The following is a 19,455-nucleotide window of genomic DNA, read 5'->3' as shown; positions in this document are numbered from 1 at the left end:
AGCTAATGTAGACGAGCTCGGGTATCATACACGCACGTGTTTTTGGGGGCCATTTATGCGGATCATCAGTGTGAACGTGAATGGTATTCAGGCTGCAGTCGAGCGGGGTTTACTCAGCTGGCTGCAAGCACAGAATGCCGACGTGATCTGCCTGCAAGATACCCGCGCCTCCGCCTTTGACCTGGACGACCAAGCCCTCCAACTGGATGGCTATTTCCTCTATGCCTGTGATGCTGAAGTACCAAGCCAAGGTGGCGTGGCGCTCTATTCGCGGCTGCAACCCAAGGCGGTAATCAGCGGACTCGGCTTTGAAATGGCCGATCGCTATGGGCGCTATCTGCAGGCCGATTTCGACAAGGTAAGTATTGCCACGCTACTCATGCCATCCGGGCAAAGCGGTGACGAGAGCTTGAATCAGAAATTCAAGTTCATGGACGACTTCACCCACTATCTGGACAAACAGCGACGCAAGCGGCGCGAATACATCTATTGCGGCTCGTTTTACGTTGCCCATCAGAAGCAGGACGTGAAGAACTGGCGCGACTGTCAGCAGTCCCCCGGTTTTCTGGCGCCCGAGCGGGCCTGGCTGGATGAAGTGATAGGCACCATGGGCTATGTCGACGCCTTGCGCGAAGTCAGTCGCGAGGGCGAACAGTTCAGCTGGTGGCCGGATAGCGAGCAGGCCGAGTTGCTCAACCTGGGGTACCGCTTCGACTATCAATTGCTCACGCCTGGCATGCGCCGCAGCGTGCGCAGTGCGCGTCTGCCGCGGCAACCACGCTTCTCGCAGCATGCGCCGCTGATCGTGGATTACGACTGGATTCTCAGCGTCTGACCATTTTGCGGGCATAAAAAAGCCGCGTTTCAGCCCCGAATTCGGGTAACTGAAGCACGGCTTTTTCGCGCCTGGGATCAGGCCGGTACGGCGGGGCGCAACGAATAGGTCTTCAGCTGCTCGGCGAAATCACGCAGCGATTGAATGCCACTGGCCTCGGCCTCTTGCACCCACTGCTTGATGGCTTCAAGCATGTCGTGGCCATTGGAACTGGTTTTCGCCCAGATCTGCTGCAGCGCGAGACGCTTCTCGTAGATCACCTTGAGCGCCTGGCTTTGCTCCAGCATTGCCTCGATGCGCTGCTGCTGCTTGTCCTCCAGCAGGCTCGGCTCACGGGCCAGCAGGCGCTTGGCGCGGTGAAACTGATGACGCATCGACGCATCCGCCTTGGCTAGTTCCTGCTTGACCAGCGGCGCGATGACCAGCTTGCGGTATTGCGCCATAATCTGGAACCGGTTGTTGAGAATCGCCATGGCGGTGTCCATGTCGAGGTTGCGCTTACCTTCAACGCGGTGGGCAATCGGCGCCACCCGCTGCACCTTGGCCAATCCGAGCAGACTGAAGGCCCGAATCCAGAACCAGCCCATATCGAACTCCCATTTGCGCACCGAAAGTTTGGCCGAGTTGGGATAGGTGTGGTGATTGTTGTGCAGCTCTTCACCGCCGATCAGGATGCCCCACGGCACCAGATTGGTGGCGGCGTCACGGCACTCGAAATTGCGGTAACCCACCGCATGACCAAGGCCATTGATCACGCCGGCAGCCCAGACTGGAATCCACATCATCTGTACGGCCCAGATGGTAATGCCGGCTGCGCCGAACAGCGCCAGATCGATGATCGCCATCAGCGTGATACCGCCCATGGGGAAGCGCGAATACACCGTGCGCTCGATCCAGTCGTCCGGGCAGTTCTTGCCGTAGATACGAAGGGTGTCCTGATTCTTTGCCTCTTCGGCATACAACTCGGCGCCTGTGCGCAGCACGGTGCCAAGGCCTTTGATTACGGGGCTGTGCGGATCGTCAACGGTTTCGCACTTGGCGTGGTGCTTGCGGTGAATGGCGGTCCACTCGCGGGTGTTCTGCCCGGTGGTCAGCCACAACCAGAAGCGGAAAAAATGCTTGAGCGCCGAATTCAACTCCAGTGCGCGGTGGGCTGAGTAGCGATGCAAGTAGATGGTCACACTGACGATAGTCACATGCGTCATGACCAGAGTGACCGCTATCAGTTGCCAGACAGACAGGTCGAGAAAGCCGTTGTACCACATGAAATCGAGTGCCTCTTGTAGGTGAAAGCGTCCCTTCAAACGAATTTAGACCGCTGGGCATTATCCACCAGCCAGGCGGGAAAACCAGTTGGTCTTTTGTATACCGCTGTGTCATCTGCGGCGACGCATCGGACAGCCGTGCAGTACCACTTGGCTTGGTGTCGAGTATTTCCGAAGTCGCGCTCTGATCTCACTACCCACTTAGCATCTGACTTCACGGTCCCCCTATCGCCTCCGCATGAAGCGTTACAAGAGATGTAAGAGGTCGAACTTCTCGAATATTTCCTATACAAATATTGTGCAATTCAAACGAACCTGTATCAGGAGATATCTTATGTTCGCTCAACTCCGTACCGTTTCTAATCGCACGCGTCGCACCGCTGGCCTGTTCGCCGCAACGCTGGCCCTGGTGGCAGCACCCGCCTTCGCAGATATGCATGGCGGCAAAAAAGACATCGTCGATACCGCCGTCGCGGCAGGTCAGTTTGAAACCCTGATTACTGCGGTAACCGCTGCAGGTCTGGCGGAAACGCTGAAAGGCGACGGCCCGTTCACGGTATTCGCACCCAACGATGCAGCCTTCGCCAAAGTGCCGAAAGCTGACCTCGACGCATTGCTTGCTGACAAGGAAAAGCTCACCTCCGTGCTGACCTACCACGTGGTGCCAGGCAAGTTGATGGCCGCCGACCTGGCCGGAAAAACCAGCCTGAAAACTGTACAAGGTGGTGAACTAATGCTGGAGACCAGCAGCGGCGTAACGGTCGACGGCGCCTCGGTAATCAGCGCCGATATCGAAACCAGCAACGGCGTGATCCACGAGATCGACAGCGTCGTCATGCCGAAGTAACCCCGTCTACCGCGGAAAAATGCCTCGCTCTTGCGGGGCATTTTTATTTCGGATACTCGCGCCGCTTGGCCTTGTGAAATATAGCGCGTATATTTTCATGAAATTATTTAATATAAATTTCATGAGGCGCGTCGTGTTCAAACAATCCGCCCAGCACATTAATACGTATTACGCCGCTACCTATCCCGCCACCATCCCGCTACGCGCCCGCCTGCAAGAGGCGCTGCAGTGTGATGTGCTGATTATCGGCGGTGGTTTCAGCGGCCTGCACAGCGCGTTGCGCCTGGCGCTGACGGGCAAGAAGGTGGTGCTGCTGGAGGCCAGCCGCCTGGCCTGGGCGGCCTCCGGGCGTAATGGTGGCCAGGCGCTGCCGGGCTGGTCCTGCGATATGTCGCCGTTCGAGAAAGCCCTTGGCCTGGAACGCGCCCGTCGCCTGTGGGACAGCATGGTCTGGGCCGCGGAGGAAATGCGCGAGCTGCCCGAGCGGCACAACTTCGATATCGACTATCGCACCGGCGCGATCTACACCGCCGTGCTGCCGAGGCGCGTGCGCCAGTTGCAGGAAAGCCTGGAAGAAGCCGAGCAGAAGTACGGCTACGCGCAGCTGAGCTTTATCCCCAAGGACGAACTGCCGCAGTGGATCGCCAGCCCACGCTACCTGTCCGCCCTGCATGACAGCGGCGCCGCCCACCTCAACCCGCTGAAACTGGCCCAGGGCCTGGCCGATGCCATCGAGAAAGCCGGCGGGCAAATCTTCGAGCAGAGCAAGGCGCTGAGTTATCAAGAAACAGCGGACGGTTATGTAGCGCGCACCGAGCACGGCGAGGTGCGCAGCGACGTGCTGGTACTGGCCTGCAACGCCTATATCGACAAGCTCGACCTGCAACTGTCGAAACGCCTGCTGCCGGTCGGCTCCTATCAGGTCGCCACCGCGCCGCTGGACCCGGAGCTGGCGCGCTCGCTATTCCCGCGCGGCACCTGCGCCATCGACAACCAATTTGTTCCCGACTACTTCCGCGTCACCCCGGACAACCGTCTGTTGTTCGGCGGCGGCTGCACCTACCTCGGCGGTATTCCTCAGGATGTGCCGGCGGCTACCCGGCCCTATCTGGAGCGTGTATTTCCGCAACTGCGCGGCGTGCAGATCGACTACGGCTGGGGCGGGCATATCGACTGCACCATGCACCGTACCCCAGATGTCGGCCGCAACGGGCAGAAGTACTGGCTGCAGGGCTTCTCCGGCCACGGCATCCTGCCGACCCTGGCCGCCGCCCGCGCGGTCAGCGACGCGATCCTCGGCGACGCCAACCTGCTTGAGCTGTACCAGGGCCTGAGCAACCCACGCTTCCCCGGCGGTGACCTGCTGGCTGCGCCGATCGAAGCCGTGGGCAAAGCCTGGTATCGCCTGCGCGACGTGATTTGATGAGGGGCAAAATGCTCTCGTAGGGTGGAAAACCGCGCAGCGTTTTCCACGGGGTGGCCAACCACCAAAGCTGGTGGATGAAAAAGGCGTCATCCACCCTACAAGAGCCCAACCACCGCAAGGAACACCTGATGGACATGCAGGAAGAAGTCGAAGGTCTGGCGATCCTGATCCGCGACCTGCGCAAGCACAAGAACCTCACCCTGGGCGAGCTGGCCACGCGCATCGACCGCTCGGTGGGCTTTCTTTCCCAAGTCGAGCGCGGCCTGTCGCGGCCGACCGTGGCCGATCTCACCGCCATCAGCGAAACCCTTGGCGTGCCGACCACCTATTTCTACAGCTTGAGCAAACCGCGCGAGCTGCCCTGGGTCACTCGCCCTGGCGAGCGGCGCACGCTGTATTACGCGGGCGGTATCACCGATGTGCTGGTGTCGCCGAGCATGTCCGCCGGCTTTTCCATGCTGGAGAGCCACCTGGCGCCGGGTGCTACCAGCGGCGATGGCCACTTGAACGACAGCTCCGAACAGGGCGGCTTTGTCCTCGAAGGCGAGCTGAGCATCTGGCTAGATGACGCCGCAGAGCCCGTCACCCTGGGCGCTAATGACAGCTTCCAGCTGCCACCGCATTCGCAGTTCCGTTACGCCAACCTGACCGACCAACCCACACGCGTGCTCTGGGTATTCAGATAACCCGGCTCGCAGGACCCGCACCATGAGCACAACCAACAATTATCCCGAACTGCTCGATGAAGTCCGCGCCTTCCGCACAGCTCACCCCGACGTGCGCTATGTCGACCTGATCAGCCTGGACATCCCCGGGCATTTCTACGGCAAGCGCTACCCCATCGACATGCTGGAAAAGGTCGCCGCTGGCAGCCCGCTGAAAATCCCGCAGAACTGCGTGCTGCTTGGCGTGCAGGGCGGCCTGCACCCGATTGGCGACTACTGCTTCAACGACGGCGATCCGGACGCACCGCGCCGGCTGATCCCCGGCACGCTCAAGCCGGTGCGCTGGGAAAGCCAGCCGCTGGGGCAGATGCTGATCAGCTCCGACGGCACCGAAGCACCGATCGAGTTCGAGCCGCGCGAGGTGCTCGCCCGCGTGCTCAAACGCTTGGCCGCACGCGGTATCCGCCCGGTGGTGGCATTCGAGCTGGAGTTCTATCTGTTTGATCGCAAGCTGCAAGACGGCCTGCCGCAGTTCCCTCGCGACCCGCTGTGCGGCGATGAAGACGATCAGCCAAACATGCATATCGAACGCCTGTCGCGCTTTGCCGATGTGCTGCACGAGATCGTCGACGCCGCCAATGAGCAGGGCGTGGACGCCAACGTGATCACCGCCGAACTCGGCCCCGGCCAGTTCGAGATCAACTTCGGCCATTGCGACGACGGCCTGCGCGCCGCCGACTGGGCCGCCTTATTCTGCCGCAGCACCCGTGGCGTGGCGCTCAAGCACGGCCAGCGCGCCAGCTTTATGAGCAAGCCTTATTTGCACGCGCCGGGTAGCGGCATGCATGTGCACGTCAGCCTGTACGACGCGGCCGGTAACAACCTGCTCGACGGCGACCAGCAGCGCCCGCTGCGCCACGCCGTGGCCGGCTGCCTGGAACTGCTGCCGCACTGCATGCCGATCTTCGCCGCCAACCACAACGCCTTCCGCCGCTACGGTGCCATGGTCAACGCTGCCAGCCGCGCCAGCTGGGGTTATGAGGACCGCGACGCGTGCATTCGCATACCCGAATCGGACGGCAAGAACCTGCGCATCGAACACCGCCTGGCCGGCGCCGACGCCAATCCCTATCTGGTGCTGGCGGCGATCCTCACGGGCATGGAACACGGCCTAGATGCCGGCCAGGAGCCGATTGCCCCGCTCAACGAAGACCGCCAGAGCGGCATCGACTTCCCCCAGGACATGCTCGGCGCGGTCAGCGCCATGCGCGACCACCCGGTGGTCAACCAGGGCCTGGGCAGCGAATTCGTGATGGTCTACTGCGAGAACAAACGCCAGGACCACCTGGCGTTTATGCAGGAAGTCAGTGCGCGGGAATATCGCTGGTTTATGTGAGCCGTAAATGTGCAAATTCGTAGGGTAGGTTAGCGGCGCCATGCTCCGCACACTCAGGCGCAGCGGCTCTATGTGCGTCGCCTAACCACCCTACGGGTCTGATTTTTGTGAACCCTAATGCTTCAACGCAGCAGCAGATGCACCAGCAGCCCTACCAGCGCGCAGCCGGCCAAGGTTTCCATCACCCCGCGCTTGAAGCCAAACAAGGCTACGGTGGCCGCCAGGGCGATCAACGCCGACGGCCAGTCGAAGCTGCCGGCAAAACCTTGCGGCCAGAGCACGTGGTAGGCGAAGAACAGCGCCAGATTGAGAATCACGCCTACCACTGCCGCCGTGATGGCGGTCAGCGGTGCGGTGAATTTCAGCTCACCATGGGTCGACTCTACCAGCGGCCCGCCGGCGAGGATGAAAATAAATGACGGCAGAAAGGTGAACCAGGTGACCAATGCCGCCGCCAGCGCGCCACTGACAAAGCCCGAATCGCCGCCGAATACCGGCTGCAGATAAGCCCCGACAAAAGCCACAAACGCCACCACCATGATCAGCGGCCCCGGCGTGGTTTCACCCAGGGCCAGGCCGTCGATCATCTGCGTCGGCGTCACCCAGCCGTAATGGCCGATCGCACCCTGGTAGACATACGGCAGCACCGCATAGGCGCCGCCGAAGGTCAGCAGCGCCGCCTTGGTAAAGAACCAGGCCATCTGCGTCAGGGTGCCATCCCAGCCATACAACCAGGTCAGCAGGCCCATCGGCAGTAGCCAGAGCAGCGAACCGACCAGCACCAGCAGCGCCAGGCGAGTTGCACGAAAACGGGTATGGGCGGCGGGTGGCGTGTCATCGTCGATCAATGCCGGGCCGAAGGAGGTGGCAGATGCGGCGTGGCCGCCACCTACGCTGAACTGTTCGGGCAGCAGCCGACCGCCGAGGTACCCCAGCAACGCCGCGCCCAGCACGATAAAAGGAAAGGGCACGTCGAGGGCGAAGATGGCGACGAACGAGCCGCCCGCGATCGCCCACAGCCAATGGTTCTTCAGCGCCCGCGAGCCGATGCGGTAGGCGGCCTGCAACACGATCGCCGCAACGGCCGGTTTGATCCCGTAGAAGATCCCGGCAACCAGCGGCACGTCGCCGAAGGCGATATACAGCCAGGACAGGCCGATCAGAATGAACAGCGACGGCAGCACAAACAGCGCACCGGCGATCACCCCGCCCCAGGTGCGGTGCATCAACCAGCCGATGTAGGTGGCCAGCTGCTGCGCTTCCGGCCCCGGCAACAACATGCAGTAGTTCAGCGCGTGCAGAAAACGCCGTTCAGATAGCCAGCGGCGCTTCTCCACCAGCTCCTGATGCATGATCGAAATCTGCCCCGCCGGGCCACCGAAACTGATAAAACCCAGCTTCAGCCAGAACCAGAATGCTTCAGCGAGGCTGACGGGCCTTGGTGTGTCCTGCTCGGGTGGAGTCGATGCCATGAACAAATCATCCAGATAAAAAACCGCGCCACTATAACTGCCCTGCAGCACGCTGCAGATAACAGCGCGCCAGTGCAATGGGGTTAAATGCAACGTACCGCCCGCCCATTCAAAGGTAGCCTCGATGCCGCTCAGCTCCGACGACCTCGCCCATATCAGCGCGCTGACACTCGCCCACTATCAGGGCTGCGCTGACGAGTTTCGTGATGGTACCCGCGACCACGACGTCAGCCAGAACATTGCCGCCTTGCTCCGCCATGTCCAAGCCGATGCGCCCTATCAGATTCTCGATTTCGGCTGCGGCCCCGGCCGCGACCTGCGCACCTTCAAGGCGCTCGGCCATCACCCCATCGGCCTGGACGGCTGCCCGCGCTTCGTCGAAATGGCCCGCACCGACAGCGGCTGCGACGCCTGGCGCCAGGATTTTCTCGCCCTCGACCTGCCGGAGCAGCGCTTCGACGGGATATTCGCCAACGCCGTGCTGTTCCACATTCCCAGCCAGGAATTGCCACGCGTGCTGCGCCAGTTGCATGCCGCCCTTAAACCCCAGGGCGTACTGTTCAGCTCCAACCCGCGCGGGGAAAACCAGGAAGGCTGGAACGGCGAACGTTACGGTGCCTACTACGACTGGGCGAACTGGCAAACAATGCTGAGCACAGCAGGCTTCAGCGAACTGGAGCACTACTACCGTCCAGCCGGGCTGCCGCGCGAACAGCAGCCGTGGCTGGCCAGCGTGTGGCGACGGGTCTAACTGGATTCAGGCGCGCCGCTGCCGTTGCTGCTCGATGCGGGTTTGCAGGCGGTACAGGTAGGCAAACCCTTGTTCCCAGCGGCTGTGCCCTGACTGCACATTGAGATGCCCCACGCCATCGAGTATCGCCACTTCGCTGCCCCAGTCCCGGGCCAGTTCGAGCGCACGCGCGGCGCTGGCGGCCGCATCGTTGTCCGAGCCGACCAGCTGGCTGGGAAACGGCAAGGGAGCGCGTGGGATGGGCGCGAAATTCTGCAAGGCTGCCGGGCAATTGGCTCGCTGCACGTCCGCCGGCGCTACCAGCAATGCCCCGCGCACCCGGGCCACCAGCTCCAGCGGCGCCTCTGTGGCCCAATGCGCCACGGTGATGCAGCCCAGGCTGTGGGCGATCAGGATCACCGGTCGCAGATCGGCCGCAATGCTGCGTTGCAGCTCATCGACCCAATCTTCGCGCCTTGGCGTCAGCCAATCGGCCTGCTCCACTCGCTCTGCGTTTGGCAGGCTGCGTTGCCAGTGGCTTTGCCAATGCTCGTCGGCCGAGCCTTGCCAGCCCGGCACGATCAGATAACGGATCGCTTCGCTGTGCATTTCAGCACCTCGCTAGGTTGAGGAGTGCACAGTGTGGGAGGCCCAAAATAAAATTAAAAAGAATAAAAAGTTACTTGTTTATTCCTTTAAGCAAGAATTCATATATTCCCAAAAAGAATATTAATCTTATTAAAAAGTATTTTTAAGAATAAAAAAGCCTAACTAGTATCGCTTCACTTCGTCGCAAGGCCCCAGTCCAGGCCGACCTATCGGACTCAAGGAGCGTAATGATGACCACACCCAGTCAGCACCCGGAACCGGACGCCGCCAGCATCCTGCGAGAAATACAAACGGCGTTGCATGGCCTGAAGTTCGGCGCGGTCGAAATCACCGTGCACAACGGCCAGATCGTGCAGATCGAGCGCAAGGAGAAATTCCGTTTGCAGACCCAGAGCAACAAAGCCGACTAAAGCCAATTACCTAACAAGCAGCAAGGCCCGACCGGACCACCGGAGGGCGTGAAATGAAAAGAGTCGAGCCCATGCGTACCGCGCCGTTTAACCACGGCAGATCGCGAGAGCAGTCGACCCATTGAACGCCAATCCCGTATTTGTCCCAGTAGGAGCCGCACCATGTCCATTCGCCGTTTTGCTTTTGCCGCCCTCAGCGCACTGACTCTTGCCGGGGCCGCAGGCCCGGTGGCCGCCGCTGAAACCCTGCTCAACGTGTCCTACGACCCGACGCGTGAGCTGTACAGCGAATTCAACGCTGCCTTTAACAAGCACTGGCAAGCCCAGGGCAACGAGCCCATTACCATCCAGCAATCCCACGGTGGCTCGGGCAAACAGGCCCGTGCGGTGATCGATGGTCTGCGTGCCGACGTGGTGACCCTGGCCCTGGCCGGTGATATCGACGAGTTGTACAAGCTCGGCAAGCTGATTCCGGAAAACTGGCAGGAGCGTCTGCCGCAATCGAGCACGCCATACACCTCGACCATCGTGTTTCTGGTGCGCAAGGGCAATCCGGAAGGCATCAAGGACTGGGATGATCTGGTCAAGCCGGGTGTGGAAGTGATCACCCCGAACCCGAAAACCTCCGGCGGTGCGCGCTGGAACTTCCTCGCCGCCTGGGCCTACGCCCAGCAGAAGTACGGCAGCGAAGAGAAAGCCCAAGAGTTCGTCGAGAAGCTCTATAAGAACGTGCCGGTACTCGACACCGGTGCCCGTGGTTCAACCATCACCTTCGTCAACAACCAGATCGGCGACGTGCTGCTGGCCTGGGAAAACGAAGCCTTCCTGGCATTGAAAGAAGAGGGCGGCGACAACTTCAAAATCGTCGCACCGTCGCTGTCGATCCTGGCCGAGCCGCCGGTGGCTGTAGTCGATGAAAATGTCGACAAGAAGGGCACCCGCACAGTGGCTGAGGCCTACCTCAACTACCTGTACAGCGATGAAGGTCAGCGTCTGGCCGCCAAGCACTTCTACCGTCCGCGTAACCAGGCCATTGCCGGTGAGTTCGCCAAGCAGTTCCCGGAACTGAAGCTGGTGACCATCGACAAGGACTTCAACGGTTGGAAAACCGCACAGCCGAAGTTCTTCAACGACGGTGGGGTGTTCGACCAGATCTATCAGGCGCAGTGAGTCGTAGGGTGGATCACGCTTCATCGATCCACCATCGACTTCCGCGAAGGCACCGCTGGTGGAAGTGAAAAGCGACTTCCACCCTACAGCCTGACCTTCGCTTGCAACGCTCCACTCGTTCGCCACATAACCCGCCAAGGCCAAACCATGTCTCGTTGTACTTCCCCGGTCATACCCGGCTTCGGGCTGACGTTGGGCTACACCCTGGTGTACCTCAGCCTGTTGGTGCTGATTCCTCTGGGTGCCATGTTCGTTCACGCCGCTCAGCTCACCTGGGCTGAGTTCTGGGCCATCATTTCTGCACCGCGGGTGCTGGCAGCGCTTAAGCTGAGCTTTGCCACTGCCTTCGCGGCCGCCGTGATCAACGGCATTATTGGTACATTGCTGGCTTGGGCACTGGTGCGATACAGCTTCCCAGGCCGCAAGGTGATAGAGGCGATGATCGACCTGCCTTTTGCCTTGCCCACCGCCGTTGCCGGTATCGCCCTGACCGCCTTGTATGCCCCGAGCGGCCTGGTTGGTAAGTTTGCTACCGACTTGGGCTTCAAGATTGCCTACACGCCCATCGGCATCACCCTGGCGCTGACCTTTGTCACCCTGCCGTTTGTGGTGCGCACCATCCAGCCGGTGCTGGCCGATATTCCCCGTGAGGTCGAAGAGGCTGCGGCTTGCCTCGGCGCCAAACCACTGCAGGTGTTTCGTCATGTGCTGCTGCCGGCGCTGCTGCCGGCCTGGCTGACTGGCTTCTCCCTGGCGTTTGCCCGTGGCGTTGGCGAGTACGGTTCGGTGATTTTTATCGCGGGCAATATGCCGATGAAGACCGAGATCCTGCCGCTGCTGATCATGGTCAAGCTCGACCAGTACGACTACACCGGTGCCACGGCGATTGGCGTGTTGATGCTGGTGGTCTCCTTCATTCTGCTGCTGCTGATCAACTTGCTGCAGCGCCAGATCGCCAAGTCCTGAGGAGGTCGCCATGTCTTCTATCACCCTAAGTGCGTCAGCCTCGGCCAACGCCGCACGACGCGGCAATGTGCTCGGTCGCAGGCTGCTGATCATCAGCGCCTGGCTGGTGTTTGTGCTGTTCCTCGTGTTGCCGCTGTTTATCGTACTGAGTGAGGCGTTAAAGCACGGCTTTGGCACCTTTTTTGGCGCGATCTTCGAGCCCGACGCTATCAGTGCCTTAAAGCTGACCTTGCTCGCCGTAGGCATTTCGGTGCCGCTCAACCTGGTGTTTGGCGTGGCCGCCGCCTGGTGCGTGAGCAAGTACGAGTTTCGCGGCAAGAGCATTCTGGTCACCCTGATCGACCTGCCATTCTCGGTGTCGCCGGTGATCGCCGGTCTGATCTACGTGCTGCTGTTTGGTGCCCAGGGCTTCTTCGGCCCGTGGCTGCGTGAGCACGATATCCAGATCATCTTTGCCTTGCCGGGCATCGTCCTGGCCACGGTGTTTGTCACCGTGCCCTTTGTCGCCCGTGAGCTGATCCCGCTGATGCAGGAGCAGGGCACGCAGGAAGAGGAGGCCGCGCGCCTGCTCGGCGCCAACGGCTGGCAGATGTTCTGGCACGTGACCCTGCCGAATATCAAATGGGGTCTGATCTACGGCGTGGTGCTGTGTACTGCGCGGGCCATGGGCGAGTTTGGCGCGGTATCGGTGGTCTCCGGGCATATCCGTGGTTACACCAATACGCTGCCGCTGCATGTCGAGATTCTCTACAACGAATACAACCACGTCGCCGCCTTCAGCGTCGCCAGCCTGCTGCTGTTGCTGGCGGTGTTTATCCTGCTGCTCAAGCAGTGGAGCGAGTCGCGTATCAACCGCCTGAAAGCCAGTGCTGGCGAGGAATAAGTCATGTCGATTGCAATCTCTAACGTCAGCAAGAATTTCAATGCGTTCAAAGCGCTGAACGACATCAATCTGAATATCCAGAGCGGCGAGTTGGTGGCCTTGCTCGGCCCGTCCGGCTGCGGCAAAACCACCTTGCTGCGTATCATCGCCGGCCTGGAAACCCCGGACAGCGGCAGCATCGAGTTCCACGGCGAAGATGTCTCCAACCACGATGTGCGCGACCGTAACGTCGGCTTCGTGTTTCAGCACTACGCGCTGTTCCGCCATATGACGGTGTTCGACAACGTCGCCTTCGGTCTGCGCATGAAGCCTAAGGGCGAGCGGCCGAACGAGAATGTGATCAAGAAGAAGGTCCACGATCTACTCGATCTGGTGCAGCTCGACTGGCTGGCGGATCGTTACCCCGAGCAGCTTTCCGGTGGCCAGCGTCAACGTATCGCCCTGGCCCGCGCCCTGGCGGTTGAGCCGAAAGTGCTGTTGCTCGACGAACCCTTCGGCGCCCTGGATGCCAAGGTGCGCAAGGAGCTGCGTCGCTGGCTGGCGCGTCTGCACGAAGAAGTGCACCTGACCTCGGTATTCGTTACCCACGACCAGGAAGAGGCCATGGAAGTTGCCGATCGCATCGTGGTGATGAACAAAGGCGTGGTCGAGCAGATCGGCTCACCGGGTGAGGTATATGAAAAGCCGGCCAGTGATTTCGTCTATCACTTCCTCGGTGATGCCAACCGCCTGTATGTCGGCAACGACACCCACGTGCTGTTCCGCCCGCACGAGATTCACCTCTCGCGTCAGGCCGAAGCAGACCACCAGGCCGGTGAAGTACGCGACATCCGCCCGCTGGGCGCGATCACCCGCGTGACCCTCAAGGTCGCCGGGCAGAGCGAGCCGATCGAAGCGGAAGTGGCCAAGGACCATTTCAGCCTGGCCAACCTGGCGCGCGGTGAAACCCTGTACTTCAAACCCAAGACCGGCCAGCCGCCACTGCACGGCTAGCCGTATAAAGGATCGGGCTGTCGCGGACCAGCCATCTAGGCGCCGAGCAGCGCTGGCTGCGAACGCTTCAGACCGATCAGCTCCAGCTCGAAGAACAGCGCCACCGTCACCGCCTGGCTGATGATGAAGCTGTAGCCGAGCAGGTTCGGCGTCAGCCAGCCGCTGACCAGCAGCAGCGCGCTGTCGATCACCCAGAGTGCGTTGATCGCCAGTACCGCCCATACCGCAACACGCGGCATCGGCTCGCGGCGCGACAGCCAGATCAGAAATGCCGCCAACGGCAGCAGGGTCAGGCCGGCGCCGAGCAGCAGCTCACGCGGCAACGCGAGCAGGCCGCTCAGCCAGTCGCTGGCCAGTACCAGCAGCGCGCCGGTGGAGACGCCGACCAGGCCGTCAGCCAGCAGTGCACGGCGCAGAAGCAGAGAAGGGTGCAGGGTATTCATGGCGAATCCTCTTGAGAACCGGCCGGGCGAAACCGCTGAGCGGTTGCGACCAACCCGAGCGACACCGGAATTGATGCCTGGCCCTAGATTTCGCGGTTTCCTGCAGCGCGTCGATTACCTGCCAGGTAATGGTCGAGCGGCCGACCTTGGGCTATCGTCGCCAGCATGAATACGACGACTCAACCGGTGGGCGCCCTGCTCCGCCAATGGCGTCAGCGCCGCCGCCTCAGCCAGCTCGATCTCGCCTGTGAGGCCGATATCTCGACGCGCCACCTGAGCTTCATGGAAACCGGGCGCGCCCTGCCCAGCCGCGACATGCTCCTGCGCCTGGCCGAACAGCTGGATATCCCGCTACGCGACCGCAACCGCCTGCTGACGGCGGCGGGCTACGCGCCGCTGTTCAGCCAGCACGCGCTGACCGACCCGGCCCTGGCGGCCGCGCGCAGCGCCATCGACCAACTGCTCACCGCCCATGAGCCCAACCCGGCCCTGGCCATCGACCGGCAATGGAATCTGATTGCGGGTAACGCCGCGGTCGCGCCCTTTCTGCAAGGCATCGCGCCCGAGCTACTCGGCCCGCCGCTCAATGTACTGCGCATCAGCCTGCATCCGCAGGGCCTGGCGCCGCGCATCGTCAACCTGGCGCACTGGCGCGCGTACCTGCTGGCGCGGCTGCGCAACGACATCGCAGTGAGTGGCGACCCGCAGTTGCAGGTCTTGCTGGAGGAGTTGCTGGGTTATCCGGCACCGGAAGAAGTGGCTGAGCCGCCCGCCGATTCGGTGCTGATGCCGTTGCAGTTTCACACCGATCAAGGGGTGATCAGCCTGATCAGCACGACCACGGTTTTCGGCACGCCCAACGACGTCACCCTGGCAGAGCTGGCGCTGGAGACCTTCTTCCCCGCAGACCCCGCCACCGCTGAGTACTTGCGCCGGCTGGCGGGCAAAGCGTAGCGGCGAACTTCCTACAAAATCACTCTTTAGGGTAATCTCTTGCCAGGGCCGTTGCAGTAACCTCTGTCACGTCACGCCAACATCTGTCCGCACTGCTCAAAAAAACAATAAGGAGCACCCCGGAATGCGTTCCAAGTCCATGACTCGTAGTCTGTTCATCTGGGCTATGGGGCTGCTTGCCAGCCTCTCACCCATCGCCTTCGCCGCCGTCAGTCCGCAAGAGCAAATCCAAGTCTATGCCAGTCGGGTCACCAGTGACCTGATGCTGCTGAGGGGCGAAGGCTTCCAGAAGAAGCATCTGGATGCGCTGGAAACCGACCTACAGGCGCTCGCCGCCGCCGTGCAGAGCGCGCCGCAGAACGACGCGCTGCGCAAAGCCCACCTTGAACTGGTGGTGCAGATCCGCCGCGGGGTGGCCTTTGGCCCGAAAGAAGAAGACATGCCCTGGCGCTACCCGGAAGACCTGAGCAAGGCCCTGCTCGCGGTGTTGCAGGAGGCGCGCAAGGCGGCGCCGGAGGGTGACAGCGAACTGGCCGCCAAGCTCGAGTACCTGTCGGTGCAGTACCTCAGCCGCTCTTATTTCGGCAACTTCGAAACCGCCCGGGAATTGCCGGATGCCTACCTTGGCCAGGACGAGCGCAAGCTGATTCCGTCAGTGGACAGCGAGCTGGCCGCCGTCGACCGCAAGGCGAACCCGAAAGTGGGCAGCTTGCTGACCCGCTGGGAATACCTGAAGGCCGCACTGAGCGATCTCAACAGCCAGAGCAACACCCTGCAAAGCGCCTCGGGTCGGCCATTCGCGCCAATCACCGTGCATCGGCACACGCGCTCGTTCACCGAGCAGTGGATGAAGTTGTAACACCGCACCGGCCCGTCTCGCAGCGGGCCGACGGTCAGGCGGTCGCGTCGTTCTGGCGCAGCCGCGTCGGCCCGGCGCGCAGCACCACCGCCTGCTCGATGTCCTTGCGCAGACCCAGCAGAAAGGCGGCTTCCGCCGCGACGAACAAGGGACCGATGACCAACCCCATGAGGTCGTCGACGAATGCCGGCTTGCGCCCTTCGTAATAGTGACCGACAAACTGAATGATCCAGCCGATCACGAACAGCGCAACGCCGCTGCTCAGCCACAGCAGGGTGGTCTGCATCGCCAGCAGCGCGCCGGCCCACAGGCACAGCGCCAGCAGCAGGCCCATCAGCACGCCGAAGCGCAGGTCCAGGCGCAGGTAGAACACCCCCGCAGCCAGGGCCGTCAGGGTCGCAGGCGACAGCCACAGACCGAAGGCCTCGATAGCGGGCCGCGACAGCAGCACGGCGACCGCCAGGACGATCAGCGGAATGCCGATGAAGTGGCTGAGAATATTGCGCGGATCACGGTGGTAGGCAGCGTATTGCGCCAGGTGATCGACCAGGGTTTTCATGGGCGTGTCCTCGAACGGGCTTGTGACCGGATAATGCGCCGGGCACCCGATCCCGCTCTGTCAGTTAGCCGACAAACCAGGAGAACGGCATGAACGAGACCCAGCGCTACCGTGCGCGCCTGCTGGAAGGCCAGTGGTTCGCCGCCCTGCCCGGCGAACTGCAACAGGCGTTGCTCGAGGCGGCCCAGGTGCAACGGCTGCAGGCCGGGCAGCGGCTGTTTCGCCGCGGCGACAAACCCAGCGGGCTGTACGCTGTGGTGGAAGGCGCGATGCGTGTCGGTGCGGTCGGCGAGAACGGCAAGGAAGCCCTGCTGACCCTGGTCGAACCACCGTACTGGTTTGGCGAGATATCGCTGTTCGATGGTCAGCCGCGCACCCACGATGCCTTTGCCGAGGGCGACACGACGCTGCTGCTGGTCGGGCAACCGCGCCTGGCCGCGTTGCTCGAGCGCCAGCCCCAGTACTGGCGAGATTTCGCCCTGCTGATGAGCCACAAACTGCGCCTGGCGTTCGTCGCCCTGGAAGAGATCAGCCTGCTGCCCGCGCCGCCACGCCTGGCCCGGCGCCTGTTGCTGATCGCGGAAAACTACGGCGAAGGCGAGCCGCGCGAGGTCATCCACCTGGCGCAGGAACAACTGGCGCTGATGCTGGCGATTTCCCGGCAGACCACCAACCAGATCCTCAAGGACCTGCAGGCCCAAGGCATCCTGCGCCTGACCTACGGCGTGATCGAAATTCTCGACATGCCGCGCCTGCGCCTGGCCGCGCGCTGAGCTGAATAGATCTGTTGCAAACTCGCCTTGGCATTGCACCCGAGGCCCGTGCAATTCTGGCGAACTACGCCGCTGGAGCAGGGTCTGCTTTCCAGTAACCGCCGCCATATTTACCGCACGCTAGCCAGAGCCCGACGCGCTGATGCCGCCCGCCCAACCCGCAGTTTCCAATCCCCCCAGTTCCCTGCCTGATGTCCTGGCTGGCCCGCTGCTGCGGCGCCTGCAACCGGATCGGTTGGTGCTCTGGCTGGTCGGTTCGCGGCCGCTCTCGCTGACGCTGCAGCTGAGTCATGCCCGCGCCGATCAACCCGCGCTCAGCCAGGCCCATGCGCTGGACGAAACGCACTGCCGGGTCCTTCAGGTCGGCGAACATGCCTTCCTGCACCTGATCGACCTGCCGCTGAGCACGCCGCTGCCCTGCGACGAGCAGATCGACTACGACCTGCTGATCGATAACGGCGCGTCACCCGCGCAGGGCATCGCCAGCTGGGCGCCGCACCTGCTGTACGGCGACGCGCAGCAGCCGAATTTCGTCCTGCGCACACGCATCGACCAGCTCCTCCATGGCTCCTGCCGCAAACCGCACCATGCCGCGCCCGACGGCCTGCGCGCCGTCGACCGCCTGCTCGCCGCCGCGCCGCAGCCGAGCGAACGCCCGGCGCTGCTGTTGATGAGCGGTGATCAGGTCTATGCCGATGACGTCAGCGGGCCGATGCTGTGTGCGATTCATCAGTTGATCGCGCGGCTTGGCCTGTTCGGCGAGCACCTCGAAGGCGCGGTCGTCGCCAACAGCGACGAACTCTACAGCCACCCTGCCAGCTACTACCGGCGCGCCGAGCTGCTGCCCGCCCTGGCCAGCAACGAAACCCTGCGCGAGAAGTTTTTCGGTGGCGTCGAGAAGCCGATCTTCACCAGCAGCAATGCCGACAATCACCTGGTCACCTTTGCCGAAGTGATGGCGATGTACCTGCTGGTCTGGTCGCCGACGCCCTGGACCCTGCTTGACGCCCGCACGCCTGCGCTCGGCGCGGAGCAGGCCGAACGCTACCAGCGCGAGCGGCGCTGCATCGAGGATTTCCGCGCCGGGCTTGGCGAAGTCGCCCGGGCACTCGCGCACCTGCAAACCCTGATGATCTTCGACGATCACGACGTCACCGATGACTGGAACCTCTCGGCCAAGTGGGAGCATGTCGCCTATGGCCACCCGTTCTCCAGGCGCATCATCGGCAATGCGGTGCTCGCCTACCTGGTATGTCAGGGCTGGGGCAACAATCCCGACGCCTTCGGCGCCTCGCTGGACCGCCTGCAGGCGATGATCGCCGCACGGGATGCGTGCAATTACCTGGACAGCCCGGCCCAGGACAGGCTGATCGACGAGCTGCGACGCTTCGATGCGTGGGATTACGTGCTGCCGACCAGCCCCGCTCTCGTGGTGCTCGACACCCGCACGCGGCGCTGGCGCAACGAGCGCTTGCGCATTCGCCCGTCAGGCCTGATGGACTGGGAAGCGCTCTGCGAGCTGCAGCAGCACCTGCTCGATCACAAGTCGGCGATCATCGTCTCGGCGGCGCCGATTTTCGGCGTCAAACTGATCGAAGCGGTGCAGAAGATATTCAGCTGGGCAGGCCATCCGCTGATGGTCGATGCGGAAAACTGGATGGCCCACCGCGGCGCCGCCCAGGTGATCCTCAACATCTTTCGCCATTCACGCACGCCGGGTAACTACGTGATCCTCTCTGGCGACGTGCATTACTCGTTTGTCTACGAGGTGCTGATCCGCCAGCGCAAGAGCGGGCCGAAGATCTGGCAGATCACCAGCAGCGGCCTGAAAAACGAATTCCCGCAACGCCTGCTCGACTGGTTCGACCGCCTCAACCGCTGGCTGTACGCACCCTGGTCGCCGCTCAACTGGCTGACCAAGCGCCGCCGCATGCAGGTGGTGCCGCTGATACCGGATCGCAGCAAGGCCGGCGAGCGCATGTGGAACGGCGCCGGCGTCGGCCAGGTGTTCTTCAACGAGCGCGGCCAGCCCAGCGAAATCATCCAGCACAATGCCGACGGCTCGCCGCCCGTCACATTCGTCGACGACCGCGACGAGGCCGCACGTTCACGCCGCGAGAACCGCAATGCGCACCGCGTGACGAAGGACGAGCGCAGCGAGGTCAGCACGCCTGCCTCCAAATAAGCTCGCTGCGCCGAA

At 62.3% G+C, this 19,455-nt stretch carries 20 protein-coding genes; 15 read left to right on the top strand and 5 right to left on the bottom strand.

Features of this window, described 5'->3' with window-relative positions:
- Window positions 1-55 precede the first annotated feature (55 nt).
- On the top strand, window positions 56-835 hold the full coding sequence (locus ACX0MV_RS01775) for a catabolite repression control protein Crc (protein WP_458980777.1): 780 nt from the start codon (window positions 56-58) through the stop codon (window positions 833-835).
- Between the two features lie 77 nt (window positions 836-912).
- On the opposite strand, the gene desA is transcribed toward ACX0MV_RS01775, so the two are convergent.
- Window positions 913-2,100: a delta-9 fatty acid desaturase DesA gene (desA, locus tag ACX0MV_RS01770; protein ID WP_458980776.1), complete on the bottom strand. Its 1,188-nt coding sequence runs from the start codon at window positions 2,098-2,100 to the stop codon at window positions 913-915.
- Between the two features lie 334 nt (window positions 2,101-2,434).
- Between desA and ACX0MV_RS01765 the strand changes: the two genes are divergently transcribed.
- The 4 genes from ACX0MV_RS01765 (at window position 2,435) to ACX0MV_RS01750 (ending at window position 6,434) form a co-directional block, all read left to right on the top strand.
- Entirely contained in the window at window positions 2,435-2,947 is a 513-nt protein-coding gene (locus ACX0MV_RS01765; protein WP_458980775.1) for a fasciclin domain-containing protein, read from the top strand.
- Window positions 2,948-3,080: 133 nt separating this feature from the next.
- Window positions 3,081-4,370, top strand: a complete 1,290-nt coding sequence (locus ACX0MV_RS01760) for an NAD(P)/FAD-dependent oxidoreductase (RefSeq protein ID WP_458980774.1) — start codon at window positions 3,081-3,083, stop codon at window positions 4,368-4,370.
- A gap of 131 nt (window positions 4,371-4,501) precedes the next feature.
- Window positions 4,502-5,059 carry a helix-turn-helix domain-containing protein gene (locus ACX0MV_RS01755; protein WP_458980773.1) on the top strand — a complete coding sequence of 186 codons (558 nt, stop codon included), beginning with the start codon at window positions 4,502-4,504 and terminating at the stop codon, window positions 5,057-5,059.
- A 22-nt stretch (window positions 5,060-5,081) separates the two neighbouring features.
- Window positions 5,082-6,434, top strand: coding sequence for a glutamine synthetase family protein (locus ACX0MV_RS01750; RefSeq protein ID WP_458980772.1), 1,353 nt, complete (start codon window positions 5,082-5,084; stop codon window positions 6,432-6,434).
- Window positions 6,435-6,556: 122 nt separating this feature from the next.
- On the opposite strand, the gene chrA is transcribed toward ACX0MV_RS01750, so the two are convergent.
- A complete protein-coding gene (gene chrA / locus ACX0MV_RS01745; RefSeq protein ID WP_458980771.1) occupies window positions 6,557-7,906 on the bottom strand; it encodes a chromate efflux transporter in 1,350 nt (449 codons plus the stop codon).
- A 124-nt stretch (window positions 7,907-8,030) separates the two neighbouring features.
- On the opposite strand from chrA, the gene ACX0MV_RS01740 reads away from it, so the two are divergent.
- Window positions 8,031-8,657: a class I SAM-dependent methyltransferase gene (locus ACX0MV_RS01740; protein ID WP_458980770.1), complete on the top strand. Its 627-nt coding sequence runs from the start codon at window positions 8,031-8,033 to the stop codon at window positions 8,655-8,657.
- A 6-nt stretch (window positions 8,658-8,663) separates the two neighbouring features.
- Here the strand turns inward: ACX0MV_RS01740 and ACX0MV_RS01735 are convergent, their stop codons facing one another.
- Window positions 8,664-9,245: an alpha/beta hydrolase gene (locus tag ACX0MV_RS01735; protein WP_458980769.1), complete on the bottom strand. Its 582-nt coding sequence runs from the start codon at window positions 9,243-9,245 to the stop codon at window positions 8,664-8,666.
- 230 nt (window positions 9,246-9,475) lie between these two features.
- Here ACX0MV_RS01735 and oscA point away from each other — a divergent pair, with 230 nt between their 5' ends.
- The 5 genes from oscA (at window position 9,476) to ACX0MV_RS01710 (ending at window position 13,667) form a co-directional block, all read left to right on the top strand.
- On the top strand, window positions 9,476-9,655 hold the full coding sequence (gene oscA / locus ACX0MV_RS01730) for a sulfur starvation response protein OscA (protein WP_458980768.1): 180 nt from the start codon (window positions 9,476-9,478) through the stop codon (window positions 9,653-9,655).
- Between the two features lie 162 nt (window positions 9,656-9,817).
- Entirely contained in the window at window positions 9,818-10,825 is a 1,008-nt protein-coding gene (locus ACX0MV_RS01725) for a sulfate ABC transporter substrate-binding protein (RefSeq protein WP_458980767.1), read from the top strand.
- A gap of 147 nt (window positions 10,826-10,972) precedes the next feature.
- Window positions 10,973-11,791, top strand: a complete 819-nt coding sequence (gene cysT / locus ACX0MV_RS01720; protein WP_458980766.1) for a sulfate ABC transporter permease subunit CysT — start codon at window positions 10,973-10,975, stop codon at window positions 11,789-11,791.
- A gap of 10 nt (window positions 11,792-11,801) precedes the next feature.
- A complete protein-coding gene (gene cysW, locus ACX0MV_RS01715; protein WP_458980765.1) occupies window positions 11,802-12,674 on the top strand; it encodes a sulfate ABC transporter permease subunit CysW in 873 nt (290 codons plus the stop codon).
- Between the two features lie 3 nt (window positions 12,675-12,677).
- Window positions 12,678-13,667, top strand: a complete 990-nt coding sequence (locus ACX0MV_RS01710; RefSeq protein ID WP_458980764.1) for a sulfate/molybdate ABC transporter ATP-binding protein — start codon at window positions 12,678-12,680, stop codon at window positions 13,665-13,667.
- A 35-nt stretch (window positions 13,668-13,702) separates the two neighbouring features.
- Here the strand turns inward: ACX0MV_RS01710 and ACX0MV_RS01705 are convergent, their stop codons facing one another.
- Window positions 13,703-14,110 (bottom strand): hypothetical protein, encoded by a 408-nt coding sequence (locus tag ACX0MV_RS01705; protein WP_458980763.1) that lies wholly within the window; start codon window positions 14,108-14,110, stop codon window positions 13,703-13,705.
- A gap of 165 nt (window positions 14,111-14,275) precedes the next feature.
- Between ACX0MV_RS01705 and ACX0MV_RS01700 the strand changes: the two genes are divergently transcribed.
- Together ACX0MV_RS01700 and ACX0MV_RS01695 are read left to right on the top strand one after the other, a co-directional pair.
- On the top strand, window positions 14,276-15,064 hold the full coding sequence (locus ACX0MV_RS01700) for an MmyB family transcriptional regulator (RefSeq protein ID WP_458980762.1): 789 nt from the start codon (window positions 14,276-14,278) through the stop codon (window positions 15,062-15,064).
- Window positions 15,065-15,188: 124 nt separating this feature from the next.
- Window positions 15,189-15,923 (top strand): hypothetical protein, encoded by a 735-nt coding sequence (locus ACX0MV_RS01695; RefSeq protein WP_458980761.1) that lies wholly within the window; start codon window positions 15,189-15,191, stop codon window positions 15,921-15,923.
- A gap of 34 nt (window positions 15,924-15,957) precedes the next feature.
- Here the strand turns inward: ACX0MV_RS01695 and ACX0MV_RS01690 are convergent, their stop codons facing one another.
- Entirely contained in the window at window positions 15,958-16,482 is a 525-nt protein-coding gene (locus tag ACX0MV_RS01690; protein WP_458980760.1) for an Mpo1 family 2-hydroxy fatty acid dioxygenase, read from the bottom strand.
- Window positions 16,483-16,571: 89 nt separating this feature from the next.
- Here ACX0MV_RS01690 and ACX0MV_RS01685 point away from each other — a divergent pair, with 89 nt between their 5' ends.
- Window positions 16,572-17,255 (top strand): Crp/Fnr family transcriptional regulator, encoded by a 684-nt coding sequence (locus tag ACX0MV_RS01685; protein WP_458980759.1) that lies wholly within the window; start codon window positions 16,572-16,574, stop codon window positions 17,253-17,255.
- Between the two features lie 142 nt (window positions 17,256-17,397).
- Entirely contained in the window at window positions 17,398-19,440 is a 2,043-nt protein-coding gene (locus ACX0MV_RS01680; RefSeq protein ID WP_458980758.1) for a metallophosphoesterase family protein, read from the top strand.
- The last annotated feature ends 15 nt before the right edge of the window (window positions 19,441-19,455 follow it).

The sequence above is a fragment of the Pseudomonas cistanchae genome (assembly GCF_054483635.1).
The sequence above is the reverse complement of the archived record's forward strand: the minus strand, read 5'-3'. Positions and strand labels throughout refer to the sequence as shown.

What these genes read in the sequence shown, in the direction of transcription:
- chrA (WP_458980771.1), bottom strand. Translation starts at nt 7,906, where the DNA reads ATGGCATCGACTCCACCCGAGCAGGACACACCAAGGCCCGTCAGCCTC.
- ACX0MV_RS01695 (WP_458980761.1), top strand. Translation starts at nt 15,189, where the DNA reads ATGCGTTCCAAGTCCATGACTCGTAGTCTGTTCATCTGGGCTATGGGG.
- ACX0MV_RS01710 (WP_458980764.1), top strand. Translation starts at nt 12,678, where the DNA reads ATGTCGATTGCAATCTCTAACGTCAGCAAGAATTTCAATGCGTTCAAA.
- ACX0MV_RS01740 (WP_458980770.1), top strand. Translation starts at nt 8,031, where the DNA reads ATGCCGCTCAGCTCCGACGACCTCGCCCATATCAGCGCGCTGACACTC.
- ACX0MV_RS01700 (WP_458980762.1), top strand. Translation starts at nt 14,276, where the DNA reads ATGAATACGACGACTCAACCGGTGGGCGCCCTGCTCCGCCAATGGCGT.
- cysT (WP_458980766.1), top strand. Translation starts at nt 10,973, where the DNA reads ATGTCTCGTTGTACTTCCCCGGTCATACCCGGCTTCGGGCTGACGTTG.
- ACX0MV_RS01685 (WP_458980759.1), top strand. Translation starts at nt 16,572, where the DNA reads ATGAACGAGACCCAGCGCTACCGTGCGCGCCTGCTGGAAGGCCAGTGG.
- ACX0MV_RS01690 (WP_458980760.1), bottom strand. Translation starts at nt 16,482, where the DNA reads ATGAAAACCCTGGTCGATCACCTGGCGCAATACGCTGCCTACCACCGT.
- ACX0MV_RS01755 (WP_458980773.1), top strand. Translation starts at nt 4,502, where the DNA reads ATGGACATGCAGGAAGAAGTCGAAGGTCTGGCGATCCTGATCCGCGAC.
- ACX0MV_RS01775 (WP_458980777.1), top strand. Translation starts at nt 56, where the DNA reads ATGCGGATCATCAGTGTGAACGTGAATGGTATTCAGGCTGCAGTCGAG.
- oscA (WP_458980768.1), top strand. Translation starts at nt 9,476, where the DNA reads ATGACCACACCCAGTCAGCACCCGGAACCGGACGCCGCCAGCATCCTG.
- ACX0MV_RS01725 (WP_458980767.1), top strand. Translation starts at nt 9,818, where the DNA reads ATGTCCATTCGCCGTTTTGCTTTTGCCGCCCTCAGCGCACTGACTCTT.
- ACX0MV_RS01750 (WP_458980772.1), top strand. Translation starts at nt 5,082, where the DNA reads ATGAGCACAACCAACAATTATCCCGAACTGCTCGATGAAGTCCGCGCC.
- cysW (WP_458980765.1), top strand. Translation starts at nt 11,802, where the DNA reads ATGTCTTCTATCACCCTAAGTGCGTCAGCCTCGGCCAACGCCGCACGA.
- ACX0MV_RS01705 (WP_458980763.1), bottom strand. Translation starts at nt 14,110, where the DNA reads ATGAATACCCTGCACCCTTCTCTGCTTCTGCGCCGTGCACTGCTGGCT.
- ACX0MV_RS01680 (WP_458980758.1), top strand. Translation starts at nt 17,398, where the DNA reads ATGCCGCCCGCCCAACCCGCAGTTTCCAATCCCCCCAGTTCCCTGCCT.
- ACX0MV_RS01735 (WP_458980769.1), bottom strand. Translation starts at nt 9,245, where the DNA reads ATGCACAGCGAAGCGATCCGTTATCTGATCGTGCCGGGCTGGCAAGGC.
- ACX0MV_RS01765 (WP_458980775.1), top strand. Translation starts at nt 2,435, where the DNA reads ATGTTCGCTCAACTCCGTACCGTTTCTAATCGCACGCGTCGCACCGCT.
- desA (WP_458980776.1), bottom strand. Translation starts at nt 2,100, where the DNA reads ATGTGGTACAACGGCTTTCTCGACCTGTCTGTCTGGCAACTGATAGCG.